Genomic DNA, 18,163 nt, shown 5'->3' with positions numbered 1-18,163 from the left:
AACCATCCTGTGTGTATAGGCAAAGGGTTAGGTATGATGCGCGCCCTTTCGAGATGAACGCAGCCTCATTTTCGCGGTCCCTTTCGTTCGCCAAAGAAACATTCTGAATAGCTGAAAATTCGGAAGGTTATTCAGGACGGTTCCCACATCAATTCCTTCGCCGCTTTGTTAGCCTGCGGTGAAATTCAAGCTTGTTCAGGCCAGGAATGGCTCGGGCTGCGCATTTTGTCTCCCCTCTCCGCTTAAGGATAAGCGTATGTTCGCGCCAGCCAATGCTGCGCACTTCACGTTACTGATCCCCTCTGTTCGTAACGACTTCAAGGTACTGGCCTTTCACGGCACTGAAGCGATGAGCACCCTGTACGCGATCCAGGTAGAACTCGTCAGCGAGTCCCCTGATTTCGACCTGGAAAGCCTGCTCAGTCAGCCCGCCTTCCTTCAATTCGGCCTGGATGGCGAAGGTATTCATGGGCGTATCGAAGACGTTTTTGTGGGTGAGGCCGGTAAGCGCCTGACCCGTTATCAACTGATGTTGGTGCCCGCGCTGCACTATTTGCAGTTCAGCCATAACCAACGGATTTTCCAGCACCTGACGGTGCCGCAAATCGTCGCCCAAGTGCTCGATGGGCACGGCATTCAGGCCGATGCATATACCTTTCATGTCAGCACCAGCCCTGAGCGCGAATACTGCACCCAGTATGGTGAAAGCGACTTCGAGTTCATCCAGCGCTTGTGCAGCGAGGATGGGATCTCGTGGCACCACCAACACAGCCAGGATGGCCACCAACTGGTGTTCACCGACGACCAGACCTACTTCCCCAAACTGGGAGACGTACCGTATCAACAAGGCGCTGGCCTGGCGGCGGATCACCCGGTCGTCAGCCAGTTCTCCATGCGCTTCAGCACCCGCACCAGCACCGCCACGCGCCGAGACTACGACTTCCAACGCCCAAGCCTGTTGCTGGAAAGCCAACTGGCGGTCGAGGCCACGCCGGTGCTGGAGGATTATGGCTATCCGTTGCTGATCGAAAATGAAAGGCTCGGCAAACAGCTGGCCCGGCAAGCTTTGGAACGACACCGTAGCGACTATCAGTTGGCCGAGGGTAAAAGCGACCAGCCGTTCCTGCGCAGCGGCCACTTCTTTAACCTGATCGAACACCCGCGAGCGCAGTGCAACGAGTTGTGGCTGTTGCTCAGCGTAACGCACGAGGGCAAGCAACCTCAGTCACTGGAGGAATCAATCACCAGCGACGTTAAGCCCGAAGACGGGTTTACCCAGGGGTACCGCAACAGCTTCCGCGCGATTCCCTGGGACGTGTTCTACCGCCCACCACTGGTCACGCGTAAATCGGTACTGGTCAGCCAGACAGCCCGTGTCACCGGTCCAGCGGGGGAAGAAATATTTTGCGATGAGTACGGTCGCGTCAAGGTCGAGTACCACTGGGATCGCGCCGAACTTGGCAGCGACAAGAGCAGTTGCTGGCTACGGGTATCCTCCAGTTGGGCGGGAGACAGTTTCGGCTCGGTAACCATCCCGCGGATCGGCATGGAAGTGGTAGTGACCTACCTGGAAGGCAATCCCGACAATCCGCTGATAACGGGTTGCGTGCCAAACAAAGTCACGCCGGTCCCCTACCCCTTGCCCGCGAACAAAACCAAAACGGTCCTGCGTAGCCACAGTTCGCCCGCCAGCGGTGGCTACAACGAACTGTCGATTGAAGACCGCAGCGGCCAGGAACTGATCTATCTGCGTGCTCAGCGTGATATGGAGCAGAAGGTCGAGCATGACAGCCGATTGGAAGTGGGAAATGAGCGCCGGGAAACCATTAAAGGCAACAGTATTTCGGTGCTGGAGGCGGAAGAGCAGCGTACTGTCACGGCTGATCGTAAGGTCGACCTCAAAGCCAATGACTACTTGCAGGTCGCTGGAAGCAGTCACACCCATGTAGGCCAAATACTGGTCGCCGAAGCTGGCCAGCAGGTGCACCTCAAGGCCGGGGCCAACCTGATTCTCGACGCTGGAGTCAGCATCACCTTGAAGGGGGGTGGCCAGCACATCGTGATTGGCCCCGGTGGCATCTTCAGCAGCACCGAAATTCAGATTGGTGGTGCCCCAATGACGGGTGCAACTGCGCTACAGGCGACACCAACGACGCTCGCGCCACTCAGCGCACCGCTGGCGAGCATTGCCAGCCCACTGTCTATCGTGACTACCGCCCAGCAACAGGCTGCAGACTATTGCCCGCTCTGCGAAGCATGTCGCAATGGCCTATGCAGCACGGGAGAGAACGCATGAACCCTCAAAAAAAATGGCTGCAAGCGCAAGCCGAGCAAGGACGACAGATCTACCTGGTGCTGGATTCTGATGGCCAACTCGAAGAGCGCAACTCACTGATCGCCGGGCTGGGCAACGACCAGTACCGCAATCTGTACGTCGGCACGCCGGCGGACTCATTGGTGGAAATAGCCCCGTACCTTTTGAGACTTGAGTCGGCAGGACATCCCACCTTCCAGGCACTACTGAATGCGCCAGAGGGCAACTGGGGCTGGCTGGCCAGCGCCGAAAACAACGACCTCGATGCGCTGGCTACCCATTGGCAGGATCGTTTGGTGGTAGGAGAGCGACCGAACCAGTCGCTCTATCGTTTCCACGATAATCGGGTGCTTGGGCGAGCGCTGGACTTCCTGCAACCCGAGCAGCGTCCGGATTACCTCGGGCCGTTAGCCAGCGTGTGTTACTGGCAAGCAGACCAATGGAAGATCGTCTACAACCTCGATCCAGGCGTGCATCCGCGGCCTTCCGATCCGGCGTGGTTGAATACCCCCATACCTGAGGCCACCTTCGCGGGCCAGCAGTTCGATAACGCCCGACGCTACCTGGTGCGAGAGCACTCGGAGAGTTTGATCAAGCTTGTCGAACAGCAGGATCTGGACACCTGGCTGCATGGTCAACTTGACCTTGCTCGCACCTGGGAATGGCGGGAACCCGAACAGATTCATTTCTTACTGACGCAGAGTTTACAAGCGTCGGGTTACGCTCTGCCCAAGGCCTGGTTGCCCAAGCCCTATGAAACGTCGTCGATGCACTTTGATCGCTTGTACCAGGAAAAACTCTACTGGCAGGGAGATGCCCCCGTATGAAACGCCTCATTCAAAGCCTGATCGCTGGCAGTTGTCTGGCCCTCTCCGTGGGCTGCTCAGCCACGGGCAAGTCCAACACCTTTATCTTTACTGCCGATTTGCCGCCAAACTTTGCTTATGCGGCAAGAGCCAACTATGTACCGGCCAAGGGTGAGACCTGCACTGTTCCTGGCGGAAGAAACACTCAGATTGGTTTCAACGTTGAGGAATGGCGAACTGAATATAAGCCTGACTCGGAAGTCGAGCTGCACAGAACGGTGAGCGGCTGTCCATTAGTGCTGTACAGCATTGAGCTAAATATCTACGCGAAATATGGAACACACCGAGGCGACTTCGGGAGTGACTTCGGAAAAATAGCTGTGCGCACCCAGCTGGATGAACGTGACAAGGACATCTTTAACGCTGCGGGTGAAAGCGAGTTTTACGGCCAGTGCCAGTGGTTGTTTCGCACATCGGGCAGTTTGCGCCGCATCGTAAAAATTCTGGACTGTAAAGACACCGATGCCCAAGGAAAATTGACCCGAGGTCATCCGTTTGCAGCCTACACCTTGGATCAATTACCAGGTAAGACCGTGCGCTTGAAGATCAAGCAGGCAGCCGAGGAAGAGCCTTTTATGGGGGATACCTGGATCAAGGTGCCCGGTGGCTGGAAGCGTTGCATGGGCGAGAGCTTTGAAGACCAAGATGCGTTTTGCAATGGCAACGACAAGGATTTCAGCACCTTCCGCATGCCGGATGGTCGTGACACCTGCACCATTTACCCCGGTTGTACGGAAAACAAGGAGGTGACCCCATGAGTCTTACACTGCCTCAGTGTGATAGGCCATCCATGGATGGCAAAATCCTCGCTTGCCCATTGCGCGAACACTCGACCAGTTTTCAGTTGGTGGATGAGTTTGGCGATGGCCAGCTCTACGCGGGACTGGCCTATCAGATCATCGATCACGAAGACATTATCTACAATGGCACGCTGGATGCGACGGGCTCCGGCAAAGTGGAGAACCACTACTGTGGCCCTGTGGAGCTTCGGCTGAATCAAGCGTATCAAGGTGTAGAAAAGCCTTACGAGCGTTTGATAGAGCGAAAAGCCTACCCGCTGCGCATCACTGAACTGCAAGTGCGTGCCGAGAAAACTCGCTTCTTCAATAAATCCAGCCTGCGTACACAGTCCAACCCTGCACAAGGCAAGGCGGATGCGGGAGCGTTTCATCAGGTGGAGGTGCGTGAGCTGGTAGAGCACGGAGCGCACCTGCCGCCGTTGGCCGCACGCCATTTCCCACCCAACTTCCATGTATTTAAGCTGTTTCGACCGCTACCTGTTAAAGGCAAGGCTGGCTATAAGCCTGAGCTGGCCAAACGTTTCGGCATTCCGCTGATGTCGAACAAACACCATGTACTGGAAGTGCGCCCGTTGCGGGCATTGCGCCCGATGCTCTCAACCAACAACGAGTTCTGCGCGCTCAACCTGTACCAACTGGCGTTGATGGCGACCTTGAGTTACACCCCGTTTGGTCAGAACCCAGACGAACAGCCTGTAATGGGTAGCACCGTGACCTTTCCGTTGCAGCCCAGCAGCGGCAACTGGTTCGGTGACGCTTTGGCCAAAGCGGACGAAATCTGGCGAGTGGACGCGGGCCAGAAAGCGGAGAAACCGTACTACCCACTCTATGAAGACGTGCCGTATTCCAAGCGATTGGAAATCGTGCCGTTTGATCCGCAGTTGTACCCTGAGGTAAATGACCCCGGTTTAGGTGAACAACAGGAAAGTCCTTCAACGATTCACTTTTTCGATGACGGCAAGCGGAAAAATAATACCGATAGCCAAGCCTTTATCACGCACAACGATGAAATGGTATTGATTGCGGTGCGAGGTACGAGTGAGCTCCCGTGGGATCTGTTAACGGACACTGATGCACAACAGGTGCCTATTGAAGAGGGCTTGGGTGTTGGCCAAGCGCACCAAGGGTTTTATGGCGCGGCAAAAGTCGTATACGACTTCGCTACAACCTACCTGGATAAATTTTACAGCGGACAAAAAATTATTATCACCGGCCACAGTCTGGGCGGTGCCATTGCATTGCTATTGGCTGAAATGCTGCGGCGCCGGGAAGGTTTTACTTACGACCTACTGCTCTACACCTATGGCAGCCCACGGGCCGCTGACCAGACCTTTGTAGACGGTGCCGCAGCACTGACACATCATCGCATGGTCAATCACAACGACCCGATCCCAAGTGTTCCCGGAACCGGCATGGACACTAAACCCAAGGTATATGGCACTGGTCTCGCGGTGAGCTTCGTCAATGCGCCATTGGGTATCTCGATATTTTTTACCGGAGTCGCCAATCTCAGTGGCGCACCTTATGCACACCACGGCAAGTTGCATCACTTTATGCCGATGACTCTTGAGGACGGTCGCAAGTCACAGATCCTCTGGGAGCCTGGCTGCGAAAGCATTACCAATAAAGCCTGCAATGAAATACTCCAGCAAAAAAATGGACTGCCTACGCATCGAGCTTTTGAGCCATTCCTTTACATACTCAACCACTTGATGGTTGGGGGCTACGTCCCTAATAGCTGGGCCACGCTACGCCGCTGGCAAGAGTCGCTGGAGTTACGCCGCGAGTTGGTGACCACACGTGAGTTTAAATGGGTTGACGACGCCCTCCAGAGCATGAAACGCCAGTTGGAAAAAGCCTCCCGTGAAACACATCCCGATGCCTATCTGCGCGCCAATGAACGTGAGTCCAACGCACTCATAGCTGAAATCGGCAAGATGCAAGTAACGCATGATCGTCTGGTCAAGTTGCATGGCAAAAAAGCCAGCGAGAGTGAGGTATACGGCCAAGCTGCAACCAAACCTGAATTTTTGACAGAAAATCTGCCGCGTTGGAAAGCCCACCCCGAAAACACCGTAAAAGAACAACTGGCAATGGCCCCGCCTCCGGTGTTTCGCGATGACGAGGCCATTGCCGCCATACTGGAAGGGCGCGAGCCGGGCACATCACCTGCGTTCGATATGGATTCATACTCATGATCCTCCCAGAAAGATAGGCGGCAACGCACGATCCTCTGGTTAATAGCCAACGCAGAGTAACCGGAGTGATCGTGCGATCCTTGCACCAATAATGGAACAATGAGAAATCATGACGTGTTGATGCTTGGAAGAGCCGTCGAGGGTTTCATACTGTTCGGCGGTGACAATGAAGGGAAGAATTGGCGAGTTTGAACTTGGCATTGAACGCCCAAGGTATCTGCCTACATCACGAATAAAAGCATCAGCACTTTTTTAAAAACATGTAACAACAATCAACTATTGAGAATTTTCAAAGCGATGGATATGCATAAATTTAAAATACTCACAAACATAATGTTTTCCACATTTATATCAGCCTCTCTAACAGGCTGCATTGGCGTCACTCTAATGACACCTGACCCAAACACCGGCACCAGAGATGAAACCACGTATGAGTGGTGCGGAATTACACTATGGGCTGTGTTTTTACCAATCCCATTAATGCTGCCTGTATGCAAGATGTACAAAAACCAGGAATTCAACTCTGATTTCTATGCCTGTGGTCCTCTGATGTTTCTAGGGCCTATATCTAACGGCTATCGAGGGAATGCATTGTGCGGAAAACTGCCCGGATAATCCAACACCCCCTTACCGTCACCCCTACAACTATAGTGAAACTGTCGACATTCAATGGTTTGATATAGGGCCTTCAGGAAGATTGCTGTATTTTAGCTGGAAAGAAATATCTGATTATCCTCCAGAGGGATTGGCAACTAGCTTCCACGATATGCAACTGACCATTGAGCCTGGGTGCCTAAAGCTGTCCGAAGAGGACAGCCATGTGTGCTTTCGTCGTAAGTGAAGGGTATTACGAGAACCCATACCAGTCCCTGAAAGCGCAACTGTTAACGTAAATTTAGCGGACTCAGTACTGAAATCTGACACCCTGAAGGCGAAGTTTGCAATGATCCCGCAACAGAACGATGGCGACCTAATGCTTGCCTCCCGCAGCGGTATGCCTCATACGCTGGACATCGAATCTATTGTTTAATGAGCCTGCCTACTGGTTTGCGCATGGACATGCACAAGCCAGGGCATTCTTGATATGAGCGATTCGACGCCACCCACCGCCCCGCCACTCCCCAGACCGAGGCCCCATGATCATTTCATCCGCATCCGACTACCGCGAGGCAGCACGCCGTAAACTTCCCCGATTCCTGTTCGATTACATCGATGGCGGTGCTTACGCCGAGCATACGTTGCGGGCCAACAGTGCCGACCTGACGGGCATCAGCCTGCGTCAGCGCATTCTGAAGAACGTCGAAACCCTGAGCCTGGAAACCACCCTCTTCAACCAACCCCTGGCCATGCCGATCATCCTCGCGCCGGTGGGCCTGACGGGCATGTTTGCCCGGCGTGGTGAGGTGCAGGCGGCGCGTGCGGCGGAGAACAAAGGTATTCCGCTGTGCCTGTCCACGGTGTCGGTGTGTTCGATTGAGGAAGTCTCGGCGCAGAGTCAACAGTCCATTTGGTTCCAGCTGTATGTGTTGAAAGACCGCGGTTTCATGAAAAATGCCCTGGAGCGGGCGAAGGCGGCCGGGGTGAAGAACCTGGTGTTTACCGTGGATATGCCCACGCCCGGCGCGCGATATCGGGATGCGCACTCGGGGATGTCCGGTCCATTTGCTTCGTCGCGGCGGATGTTGCAGGCGATGACCCGACCCGATTGGGCGTTCAATGTTGGCCTGATGGGGCGGCCGCATGACCTGGGCAATATTTCGGCCTATCTGGGCCAAGCCGTCACGCTCGAAGACTACATGGGCTGGCTGGCGAAGAATTTCGACCCGTCGATCAGTTGGGCCGATCTGCAATGGATTCGTGATTTCTGGGAAGGCCCGATGATTATCAAAGGCATTCTCGATCCGCAGGATGCCAAGGACGCGGTGAGCTTTGGTGCGGACGGCATCGTGGTGTCGAACCACGGTGGGCGGCAGCTGGATGGCGTGCTGTCCACCACCAAGGCCTTGCCGGCGATCATGCAAGCCGTCGGCGACGATTTGACCGTGCTGGTCGACTCGGGGATTCGCTCGGGGCTGGATGTGGTGCGGATGTTGGCGCTGGGGGCCAAAGGCGTGTTGCTCGGGCGTTCCATGGCTTATGCGCTGGCGGCGGATGGGCAGCGCGGGGTGGAAAACATGCTGGATATTTTTGCCAAGGAAATGCGCGTGGCCATGACGTTGACCGGGGTGACGTCGATTGGGCAGATTGATGAATCGACGCTGGTGAGCGCTGTCCGGCAGTGAAGATCGTTCCCACGCTCCGCGTGGGAATGCAGCCCGGGACGCTCTGCGTCCCTTCCCGGAGCTGGAACGCGGAGCGTGGGAACGATCAACGACCTCTGCCGCTCATTGCGCGGTGGCCTGCCGGTACTGACGCGGAGTGAAACCGGTCAGCGCCTTGAACTGGCGCGTGAACGCGCTGTGGTCGGTATAGCCGCACTGCAGGGCGACTTCGGTGATGGGGATGTCGGTGTGCAACAGACGATGCGCATGTTCCAGGCGCACCTTTTGGATCATCTGCCGAGGCGTCAGGTGGAACACGCGCTTGCAGTACCGTTCCAGTTGCGCCACGGAAATACCGGCGATGCGCGTCAGTTCGCCCAAGGTGACCCGGCGATTGAAATGCGCGCGAATGTGTTCATCGACCGCCGCCAGACGCTGGTAAGCCGGATGCGTGTCGCTGGCCGATTGCAGATCAACCGAGATTCCGGCCAGGCCGATGATTTCACCGTTGCGGTTGTACAACGGGCGTTTGTGCGTCAGGCACCAACCGGGCTCCCGGCTGCCGTACAAGTGCAATTCCAGTTGATCTTCCAGCACCAAACCCTGTTCCAGGACCCGTCGATCCTGCTCGGTGTAGCCCGGCCCCAACTGCGCTGGAAACACCTCGGCGCTGGTTTTGCCCAGCAGCGGTTTCATGCCACAGCGCTGGACCAGGGCGAGGTTGGCCATGACGTAGCGCGCCTGGACGTCCTTGATAAAGATCGCCGCATTCGGGATCACATCCAGCATCGGCAACAGCGGTGCCACGCCGGCCAATAATGCTTCGATGGTTTCCGGACGATCCGCGTCGTTCTCCCCGCACAACATCGCCAACGCGCTCTGCGCCATCACTCTCACCCTCTCACTCTTGAGGCATTTTTTGCTCACCTTGCCCCGTCCCGCGTGCGCTGTCGAGCACCGCTGCATTGTGCTGATTTCGTCATCCATACCCACGCAAAACATCAATCGCCCGTGCGCCGTCGCGTTCACTCTATGGCCATTGCATGCACCCCTGCCTATCCAATAACTCACAAAAAGGCGCGACGCTATGTCAGGCAAAGGCAAGTTCAAAAGGCAACTTTCGTTGATGGACCTTACGTTCATCGGGCTGGGCGCCATCTTCGGCTCCGGCTGGTTATTCGCCGCCAGTCACGTGTCGGCAATCGCAGGTCCAGCGGGGATTTTTTCCTGGTTGCTAGGCGGTTTTGCCGTGTTGCTACTGGGCATTGTTTACTGTGAATTGGGCGCGGCGCTGCCCCGGGCCGGTGGTGTGGTTCGCTACCCGGTGTACTCCCACGGCCCGCTGCTCGGTTACTTGATGGGCTTCATCACCTTGATCGCTTTCACCAGCCTGGTGGCGATCGAAGTGGTCGCCTCCCGGCAATATGCGGCGGCGTGGTTTCCCGAGTTGACCAAGGCCGGTTCCAGCGATCCGACGATGATTGGCTGGCTGATGCAATTCGCCCTGCTCTGCCTGTTCTTCGTGCTCAACTACCGCAGCGTGAAGACGTTTGCCATGGCGAATAACCTGGTCAGCGTATTCAAGTTCATCGTGCCGCTGCTGGTCATCGGCGTGCTGTTCACCTTCTTCAAACCGGCCAACTTCCAGGCTCAGGGCTTTGCCCCATTCGGTCTATCCGGGGTTGAGATGGCGGTGTCCGCGGGCGGTGTGATCTTCGCTTACCTGGGGTTGACGCCGATCATTTCGGTGGCCAGCGAAGTGAAGAATCCGCAACGGACCATTCCGATTGCGCTGATCCTGTCCGTGCTGCTTTCCACCTTGATTTATGTGCTGTTGCAGGTCGCTTTCCTCGGCGGCGTGCCCACCGAGATGCTGGTCAACGGCTGGGCCGGCGTGGCCAAGGAACTGGCGCTGCCTTATCGCGATATCGCCCTGGCCCTCGGCGTGGGTTGGCTGGCTTATCTGGTGGTCGCCGACGCGGTGATCTCCCCCAGCGGTTGCGGCAACATCTACATGAACGCCACGCCGCGAGTGATCTACGGCTGGGCGCAAACCGGTACGTTCTTCAAGGTCTTCACCCGCATCGATGAAAAGTCCGGCATCCCGCGCCCGGCGCTGTGGCTGACCTTTGCCCTGTCGGTGTTCTGGACCCTGCCGTTTCCGTCCTGGGAAGCGCTGATCAACGTGGTCTCCGCCGCGCTGGTGTTGAGCTACGCCGTGGCGCCGGTCTCCGTCGCCGCCCTGCGCCGCAACGCGCCAGACATGCCGCGCCCGTTCCGGGTCAAGTGGATGGGCGTGCTCGGTCCGCTGTCGTTCATCATCGCCGCGCTGATCGTCTACTGGTCGGGTTGGGCCACCGTGTCCTGGCTGCTCGGCCTGCAAATCCTGATGTTCGTCGTGTACCTGTTGTGCGGTCGTTTTGTTCCGACCAATCACCTGAGCCTGGCCCAGCAAGTGCGCTCATCGGCGTGGCTGATCGGCTTCTACGCCGTGACCATCGTCCTGTCCAAGCTCGGCAGTTTTGGTGGCCTGGGCGTGCTCAGCCATCCCTTCGACACCGTGGTCGTGGCGGTCTGCGCCATGGGCATCTATTGCTGGGGCGCGGCGACTGGCGTACCGGCGCACTTGGTCCGTCTGGAATCCGAGGACGATGAAAGCGAAGCCGATTCGACCCTCGCCGGCACTGCGACAGGCCGCCCTGCGCCTGCACACTTCTAAAGGATAAGTTTATGAAACGGGTTCACGTGATTGACTCCCATACCGGCGGCGAACCGACGCGCCTGGTGATGAAAGGCTTCCCGCAATTGGCCGGCCAGACCATGGCCGAGCAGCGCGATACCCTGCGCGATCAACATGACCACTGGCGCCGCGCCTGCCTGCTGGAGCCCCGGGGCAACGATGTGCTGGTCGGCGCCCTGTATTGCGAACCGGTGTCGCCGGATGCCACGTGCGGCGTGATCTTCTTCAACAACGCCGGCTACCTCGGCATGTGCGGCCACGGCACCATCGGCCTGGTCAATTCGCTGCATTACCTGGGGCACATCGCCCCCGGCGTGCACAAGATCGACACCCCCGTCGGCCCGGTCAGCGCCACGCTGCACGACGACGGCACGGTGACCCTGGGCAACGTGCCCGCCTACCGTTATCGCAAACAAGTGCCGGTCGAAGTGCCGGGGCATGGCACCGTGCATGGCGATATCGCCTGGGGCGGCAATTGGTTTTTCCTGGTGTCCGATCACGGCCACGCGTTGCAAATGGACAACGTCGAAGCCCTCACCGATTACACCTGGGCGATGCTCAAGGCCCTGGAAGACCAGGGCATCCACGGCGAAGACGGCGCGCTGATCGACCATGTCGAACTGTTTGCCGACGACGCTCACGCCGACAGCCGCAACTTCGTCATGTGCCCCGGCAAAGCCTACGACCGCTCGCCCTGCGGCACCGGCACCAGCGCCAAACTGGCGTGCCTGGCGGCCGATGGAAAACTGGCCGCCGGTGAGCCCTGGGTCCAGGCGAGCATCACCGGCAGCCAGTTCATCGGCAGCTTCGAATGGGAAGGCGAACGCGTGCGCCCGTTCATTACCGGCCAGGCCTTCATGACCGCCGACGCCACGCTACTGATCGACGAACAGGATCCCTTCGCGTGGGGCATTTGAGCTGCCCCGTGCCCCTTCACCTTCAATTAAACGTTTCGAGGAGTTAGAACCATGAGCGAGAACATTTTCACTGGCTGCATCCCTGCGCTGATGACCCCGTGCACCCCTGAGCGCAAGCCGGACTTTGAGAAATTGGTGGCCAAGGGTCGCGAGCTGATCGATATCGGCATGAGCGCCGTCGTGTATTGCGGCTCCATGGGTGACTGGCCGTTGCTGACCGAAGCCGAACGCCAGGAAGGCGTGGCGCGTCTGGTCGCCGCCGGCGTTCCGACCATCGTCGGCACTGGCGCGGTGAACAGCCGCGAAGCGATCTCCCACGCGGCCCATGCAGCCAAAGTCGGCGCCCATGGCTTGATGGTGATCCCGCGCGTCCTGTCCCGTGGAGCCTCTCCCGTCGCACAAAAAGCCCACTTCGCCGCCATTCTCAAAGCGGCGCCAAACCTGCCGTCGGTGATCTACAACAGCCCTTACTACGGCTTCGCCACCCGCGCCGACCTGTTCTTCGAACTGCGCCGTGAGCACCCGAACCTGATCGGTTTCAAGGAATTCGGCGGGGCTGCCGACCTGCGCTACGCCGCCGAAAACATCACGTCCAAGGACGATGACGTCACCCTGATGGTCGGGGTCGATACCCAAGTGGTGCATGGCTTCGTCAACTGCAACGCCACCGGCGCGATTACCGGCATCGGCAACGCACTGCCCCGGGAAGTGCTGCAACTGGTGGCCCTGAGCAAGCAAGCGGCCAAGGGCGATGCCAAGGCCCGACGCCTGGCCCGGGAGCTGGAATCAGCGCTGGCGGTGTTGTCGTCGTTCGATGAGGGCTGCGACCTGGTGCTCTATTACAAGCACTTGATGGTGCTCAACGGCGACACGGAATACACCCTGCATTTCAACGATACCGATGTGCTCAGCGATGCCCAACGGCATTACGCCGAGAACCAGTACACGTTGTTCCGCCAGTGGTACAAAAACTGGTCGGCCGAGCAGAACGTCGCCTGATCCCACCCCGTGTTCGTGCCCGTTGCGAGACAGCCGTGTTTCGCAGTCGGGCCCCCTCCTCTTTTCCAGGAAAGCGCCATGACTCTGACAGGCCAAATGCTGATCGGTCGGCACGCCATCACCGGTAGCCGCGAAGCGATCCGGGCGATCGATCCGGCCACCGACAAACCCCTTGAACCGGCTTATCCCGGTGGCACCGAGGCACATGTCGAACAGGCGTGCGCGTTGGCGTCGGCAGCCTTCGACAGCTATCGCGAAACACCACTGGCGGCACGCGCCCAATTCCTCGAGGCCATAGCCGATGAGATCGAAGCCTTAGGCGATGAGTTGATCGAGCGCGCGATCGCCGAAACCGGTCTGCCGCGCCCGCGTATCCAGGGTGAACGTGGCCGCACCTGCCAGCAACTGCGCACCTTTGCCCGCACCGTGCGCGCTGGGGAATGGCTGGATGTACGGGTCGATAACGCGCTGCCGGAACGTCAGCCCCTGCCACGTCCGGACTTGCGTCAGCGTCAGGTGCCGTTGGGGCCGGTGGCGGTGTTTGGTGCGAGCAATTTTCCGCTGGCCTTTTCGGTCGCTGGCGGCGATACCGCTTCGGCATTGGCCGCCGGCTGCCCGGTGATCGTCAAGGCCCATGGCGCGCATCCCGGCACCAGCGAACTGGTGGGCCGAGCGGTGGCTCGGGCGGTGAAATCATGCGGCCTGCCTGAAGGCGTGTTTTCGCTGTTGTTCGGCTCGGGCCGCGAAGTGGGCATCGCGCTAGTGAGCGATCCGCGGATCAAAGCCGTGGGTTTCACCGGTTCGCGCAGTGGCGGCATGGCGTTGTGCAAAGCGGCCCAGGCGCGGCCCGAGCCGATTCCGGTGTATGCGGAAATGAGTTCGATCAATCCGGTTCTGCTGTTCCCGGCAGCCCTGCAAGCGCGCGGTGAAACGCTGGCACAAGGTTTCGTCGCGTCACTCACTCAGGGGGCTGGCCAGTTCTGCACCAACCCTGGATTGGTGATTGCCCATCAAGGCGCTGCGTTGGACCGTTTCGTCCGCGCAGCGGCTGATCTCGTTCAACGCAGCCCGGCGCAGACCATGCTCACGCCCGGCATCTCCACGGCCTATAAGACTGGCGTGGGTTTGATGCATGCAGAAACCGCCGCCACGGGCCTGAAGGGTGAAACACCGAACCAATGCCAGGCGCATTTGTTCGTGACCCGGGCGCAGGATTTTCTGCGCGACCCAACGTTGCAGGCCGAGATGTTCGGTGCCGCGTCGCTGGTCGTGCAATGTGCCGACGACAACGAAATTCGTCAGGTTATCGAGCACCTGGAAGGTCAACTGACCGCCACCCTGCACCTGGATGACGCCGATCTGGAGAGCGCCAGGGCGTTGCTGCCCCTGTTGGAACGTAAGGCCGGCCGCCTGCTGGTCAACGGCTGGCCGACCGGGGTCGAGGTGTGCGACGCCATGGTCCATGGCGGACCTTTCCCGGCCACGTCCGACCCGCGCTCGACCTCGGTCGGCACCGCCTCCATCCTGCGGTTCCTGCGCCCGGTCTGCTACCAGGACTTCCCGGACAGCTTGTTGCCGGCCGCGCTCAAGCACGGCAATCCGCTGCAACTGCGCCGCCTGCTCGATGGCCAGAGAGAAGCCCAGGCCCATGTCTAATCAGTCCGCTTCGAACGATATTGCCGTGGTCGGCGCCGGCATCATCGGCGTCGCTTGTGCCCTGCGCCTTGCCCGCCTGGGTTTGCGGGTGGTGGTGATCGACCAGCAGGAGCCCGGTCATGGCGCCTCGTTCGGCAATGCCGGGCACCTGGCCACCGAGCAAGTATTTCCGATTGCCGACCTGTCGATCCTCAAGCGCCTGCCCGCCATGCTCATGGACCCGATGGGCCCGCTGCGCCTGGACTGGAAATACCTGCCGCGCGCCCTGCCCTGGTTTCTGCGGCTGTTGTTGAACCTGCGCCCGGCGCCGTTCCAACGCACCGTGGCCGGCATCCGCGCGCTCAATGAAAGCAGCCTGGGCGCGTGGCAGCGGCTGCTGGCGGACATTGCACGCCCGGATTTGCTCAGGGAAGACGGCTCGTTGCTGGTGTTTGAGCGGGCCGAGTCGCGTCAGGCGATTGAAGCGTTGCAGGCGCGGATGCGTCAGCAGCAGGTGCCGGTGGATTTCTGGCAGGCCGAGGCGATACGCGAGGTTGCTCCGCAGCTTAGTGAACGGATTCAGGGCGGCTTGTTCTTTCCGCGCACCGGGCACTTTCTTGATCCGTACCGGGTTGTCTGCGAACTGGTCGACGCGGCCAAGGCCAGCGGCGTGCAGTTCCTGAAACAGCAGGTTCGGGGCGGACACTTGCGGGAGAACGGCGTCGCGCTGATCACCGACCAGGGCAGTCTCAACGCCCGCCAAGTCCTGATCGCGTGCGGTGCCCACTCGGCGAAGCTCACCGCAGCGCTGACCGGCAAAAAGGTCCCGCTGGATACCGAACGCGGTTATCACCTGATGTTGCCCCACGAGCAGGATCGGTTGCCGTTCGCCGTCACCTCGCTGGAGCGCAAATTCATCATGACGCCCATGGCCGGCGGGCTGAGGCTGGCCGGCACCGTCGAGTTCGCCGGCCTCGACCGCCCGCCGAGCATGGAGCGTGCGTGGCAGTTGCACCGGCTGAGCAAAGGCCTGTTCCGCCGGGATTTGAACGCTGACGATGCCACGCCGTGGATGGGGTTTCGCCCGTCCTTGCCGGATTCGCTGCCGATCATCGACCGGGTGTGCGATGGCAAGGTATTACTCGCCTTTGGCCACCAGCATTTGGGGTTGACTCAGGCAGCCGTCACGGCCGAGCTGATCGCCCACATGGCGGCGGCCACTGCGTCTCATGGACTACCGGCCATCGAACCGTACCAGCTCGATCGCTTCTGATAAAAAAGTCATTCAACTTCATTGAGGATCTCGAATTTCACCTGATCAGGATAGAACGCCACGTAGTTGCGAATCTGCTCGACCGACACCTTGGGGTTCTCATAGGTCCACACCGCGTTGGCGCCTTCATGCCCCGGAATCTGCAAGCTGAAGTAACTGGCATCGCCTTTGTAGGGGCAATAGCTGGTGTGGTCAGTGCGGGCGTAATATTTTTCGTCGATGTCTTCGCGCGGGACGTAATACACCGGAGGGTAATTGGCCTCCAGCAGCACCAGCGCCCGGGCGGATGCGGCCACCTGAATACCGTGGAACTTCACCAACAGACAGCCGGGTTGCTCGGCGATGGTGATGACAGGACTGGGACCGGAGCTTTTCATGGAATACGTTCCTCATGACGGTGATGAACCTGTAGGAGCAAAGCTTGCTCGCGATGAACGAAAACGCGGTGTACCCGACGTAACGCCATCGCGAGCAAGCTTTGCTCCTACGGGCTGGGCGGGGAAGCAGACCCAAAACCTTGGACCACGACTGTCAGGTATAACCCATGTTTCGCCATCGCGACGGCTTCGCAGCCGAACGGGATCACAAAATCAAAAGATCGCAGCCTGCAGCAGCGCCCACAGGCGCGTAGGCGCTGCCGAAGGCTGCGATCTCTTGATCTTGCCTCACATCAAGCGACGATATCGTTCGCCACTGCCTGCCCCACCATCCCCACCGCGAAATCCACTGCGCCATGGCCGGTCAAATCGACCATCAAACTGGTCTGATTAGTCTCGGCAAACCAGGTCAGGATCGCGTCGCCCGCGTGCCCGGTGAAACCGCTGACGAAATTCAACGTCGCATTACCCGAGGCAAATTCGGCGATGCCCGACAGGTCGATCTTGTCCTGGCCGCTGGTGAAATCCATGATCCAGTCCGGCGCGGTCATGGTCGAATCGCTGGAGGCGCCGAACACAAAGGTGTCCGCCCCGGCGCCGCCCCACAACGAATCACCGCCACCGGCACCGTAAAGGATGTCGTTGCCGGCACCACCTTCCAGACCGTTCGCTGCGGCGTTGCCGATCAGCAGGTCATTGCCCGAACCACCGATGGCATTTTCCAGGGTCACGCCATGCGCGATGGAAACGTTGCCGACCAGACCGCCCACGTCAGAGAACGCGCCTTCGTTGAGGTTGATCTTCTGGTTCTGGCTGAAACCGGAGAAGTCCAGGGTGTCGTTACCGCCGCCATCCCACACCGAAAACACCACTTTCGAGGCGGCCGAGGTGGCGCTGTAGAAGTCGCGTTCGGCGTTGGAGTTGAAGCCGTAGACCGTGTCGCTGGCGCGGGTTTCAAGGTTGGCGCCGTAGAGTTTCTGCACCGCCACGATGTCGTCGAGCAACGGGGCCGAGGCATAGGCGCCGCTGCCGTCCTTGCTGAAGTTCTGGTGGGTGTTGCTTTCACTCCAGTAGCTCATGAGGCTGTAGCCACGGGTGTCCTGGGCGTAGGTCACGTCGTTGTAGGTCGGGTTGCCGTTGCCGGCGTTGTAGACGCCCGGGTGCGACAGGCCAAGGGTGTGGCCGATTTCGTGGGTCAGGGTCTGGCGCCCGTAGTTGTTGGTGTCCGGGGTTTTGTTGACCTGGTATTGGTCGTTGATCATGTACCAGGACTGGCCATCGTACTGGCTGCCCTGTGGCAGATAGGCGAACGCCGCGCCGCCGGTGTTGTTGCTGTAGTTGCCGAAGGTCATGTGACCATCGCCACCGGCGCCTTCGCGGAAAGTGACATTGGCCACGTCCGACCAGGATTGCATCGCCAGCACCGCCTGGGCCTTTTGCTGGGCGCTGAATTCGCCGAACGTGCCGAGGGCCGGGTTGTAGTTGCCCGGTTTCGAGGTCAGGAAGGTGTAGCTGAGGTCGATCTTGCCGTCGGCATTCTGATCGTGCCAGGACGCGCCTTTGCGCAGGATCTGGTCCGCCGCCTGGTCGGCAGTGAACGACGGCTTGCCGTTGATCAGCGCACTGCCGCCACGGTCGTACAAGTGGCTGAACGTATCGACGGTCGAGTAGGCGTCACTGGTCCGGGCTTTTGCTTGAGACATGGTTTACGTCCTTGTTCAAAGTAGTCAGTTTCGACAGACCACGGCGATCCCTTGGCGAGATCGTCCTGTCACTCGCCCCA

At 59.1% G+C, this 18,163-nt stretch carries 13 protein-coding genes; 10 read left to right on the top strand and 3 right to left on the bottom strand.

Translation table 11 applies throughout. The features are described from left to right. The first annotated feature begins 256 nt into the window (after positions 1-256). From ACY4LX_RS14865 to lldD, 5 genes are all read left to right on the top strand, one after another. A complete protein-coding gene (locus ACY4LX_RS14865; RefSeq protein ID WP_463260376.1) occupies positions 257-2,296 on the top strand; it encodes a type VI secretion system Vgr family protein in 2,040 nt (679 codons plus the stop codon). Then, on the top strand, positions 2,293-3,141 hold the full coding sequence (locus tag ACY4LX_RS14860) for a DUF4123 domain-containing protein (RefSeq protein ID WP_463260375.1): 849 nt from the start codon (positions 2,293-2,295) through the stop codon (positions 3,139-3,141). The genes ACY4LX_RS14865 and ACY4LX_RS14860 overlap by 4 nt, the downstream gene beginning before the upstream one ends. Next, entirely contained in the window at positions 3,138-3,938 is an 801-nt protein-coding gene (locus ACY4LX_RS14855) for a hypothetical protein (protein ID WP_463260374.1), read from the top strand. Before ACY4LX_RS14860 ends, ACY4LX_RS14855 begins: the two co-directional genes overlap by 4 nt. Further along, a complete protein-coding gene (locus ACY4LX_RS14850) occupies positions 3,935-6,178 on the top strand; it encodes a lipase family protein (protein ID WP_463260373.1) in 2,244 nt (747 codons plus the stop codon). The genes ACY4LX_RS14855 and ACY4LX_RS14850 overlap by 4 nt, the downstream gene beginning before the upstream one ends. A 1,136-nt stretch (positions 6,179-7,314) precedes the next feature. Continuing rightward, positions 7,315-8,460, top strand: coding sequence for an FMN-dependent L-lactate dehydrogenase LldD (gene lldD / locus ACY4LX_RS14845; RefSeq protein ID WP_463260372.1), 1,146 nt, complete (start codon positions 7,315-7,317; stop codon positions 8,458-8,460). A gap of 102 nt (positions 8,461-8,562) precedes the next feature. Here lldD and ACY4LX_RS14840 read toward each other — a convergent pair whose 3' ends face one another. After that, entirely contained in the window at positions 8,563-9,327 is a 765-nt protein-coding gene (locus ACY4LX_RS14840; RefSeq protein WP_149658410.1) for an AraC family transcriptional regulator, read from the bottom strand. A 199-nt stretch (positions 9,328-9,526) separates the two neighbouring features. Between ACY4LX_RS14840 and ACY4LX_RS14835 the strand changes: the two genes are divergently transcribed. The 5 genes from ACY4LX_RS14835 to ACY4LX_RS14815 all read left to right on the top strand — a co-directional run bounded on the left by ACY4LX_RS14835 (position 9,527) and on the right by ACY4LX_RS14815 (position 16,003). Further along, entirely contained in the window at positions 9,527-11,158 is a 1,632-nt protein-coding gene (locus ACY4LX_RS14835) for an APC family permease (protein WP_149658411.1), read from the top strand. An 11-nt stretch (positions 11,159-11,169) separates the two neighbouring features. Continuing rightward, entirely contained in the window at positions 11,170-12,096 is a 927-nt protein-coding gene (locus ACY4LX_RS14830; RefSeq protein ID WP_463260371.1) for a 4-hydroxyproline epimerase, read from the top strand. Positions 12,097-12,147: 51 nt separating this feature from the next. Next, positions 12,148-13,095, top strand: a complete 948-nt coding sequence (locus ACY4LX_RS14825; RefSeq protein WP_463260370.1) for a dihydrodipicolinate synthase family protein — start codon at positions 12,148-12,150, stop codon at positions 13,093-13,095. A 78-nt stretch (positions 13,096-13,173) separates the two neighbouring features. Continuing rightward, positions 13,174-14,751 carry an aldehyde dehydrogenase (NADP(+)) gene (locus ACY4LX_RS14820; RefSeq protein ID WP_463260369.1) on the top strand — a complete coding sequence of 526 codons (1,578 nt, stop codon included), beginning with the start codon at positions 13,174-13,176 and terminating at the stop codon, positions 14,749-14,751. After that, a complete protein-coding gene (locus tag ACY4LX_RS14815) occupies positions 14,744-16,003 on the top strand; it encodes an NAD(P)/FAD-dependent oxidoreductase (protein WP_463260368.1) in 1,260 nt (419 codons plus the stop codon). The genes ACY4LX_RS14820 and ACY4LX_RS14815 overlap by 8 nt, the downstream gene beginning before the upstream one ends. A gap of 8 nt (positions 16,004-16,011) precedes the next feature. On the opposite strand, the gene ACY4LX_RS14810 is transcribed toward ACY4LX_RS14815, so the two are convergent. After that, a complete protein-coding gene (locus ACY4LX_RS14810; RefSeq protein ID WP_149658416.1) occupies positions 16,012-16,380 on the bottom strand; it encodes a DUF427 domain-containing protein in 369 nt (122 codons plus the stop codon). A gap of 293 nt (positions 16,381-16,673) precedes the next feature. Next, positions 16,674-18,083 carry a serralysin family metalloprotease gene (locus ACY4LX_RS14805; RefSeq protein ID WP_463260367.1) on the bottom strand — a complete coding sequence of 470 codons (1,410 nt, stop codon included), beginning with the start codon at positions 18,081-18,083 and terminating at the stop codon, positions 16,674-16,676. Positions 18,084-18,163: the final 80 nt, after the last annotated feature.

Source organism: Pseudomonas sp. Emmai, assembly GCF_055179735.1.
The sequence above is the reverse complement of the archived record's forward strand: the minus strand, read 5'-3'. Positions and strand labels throughout refer to the sequence as shown.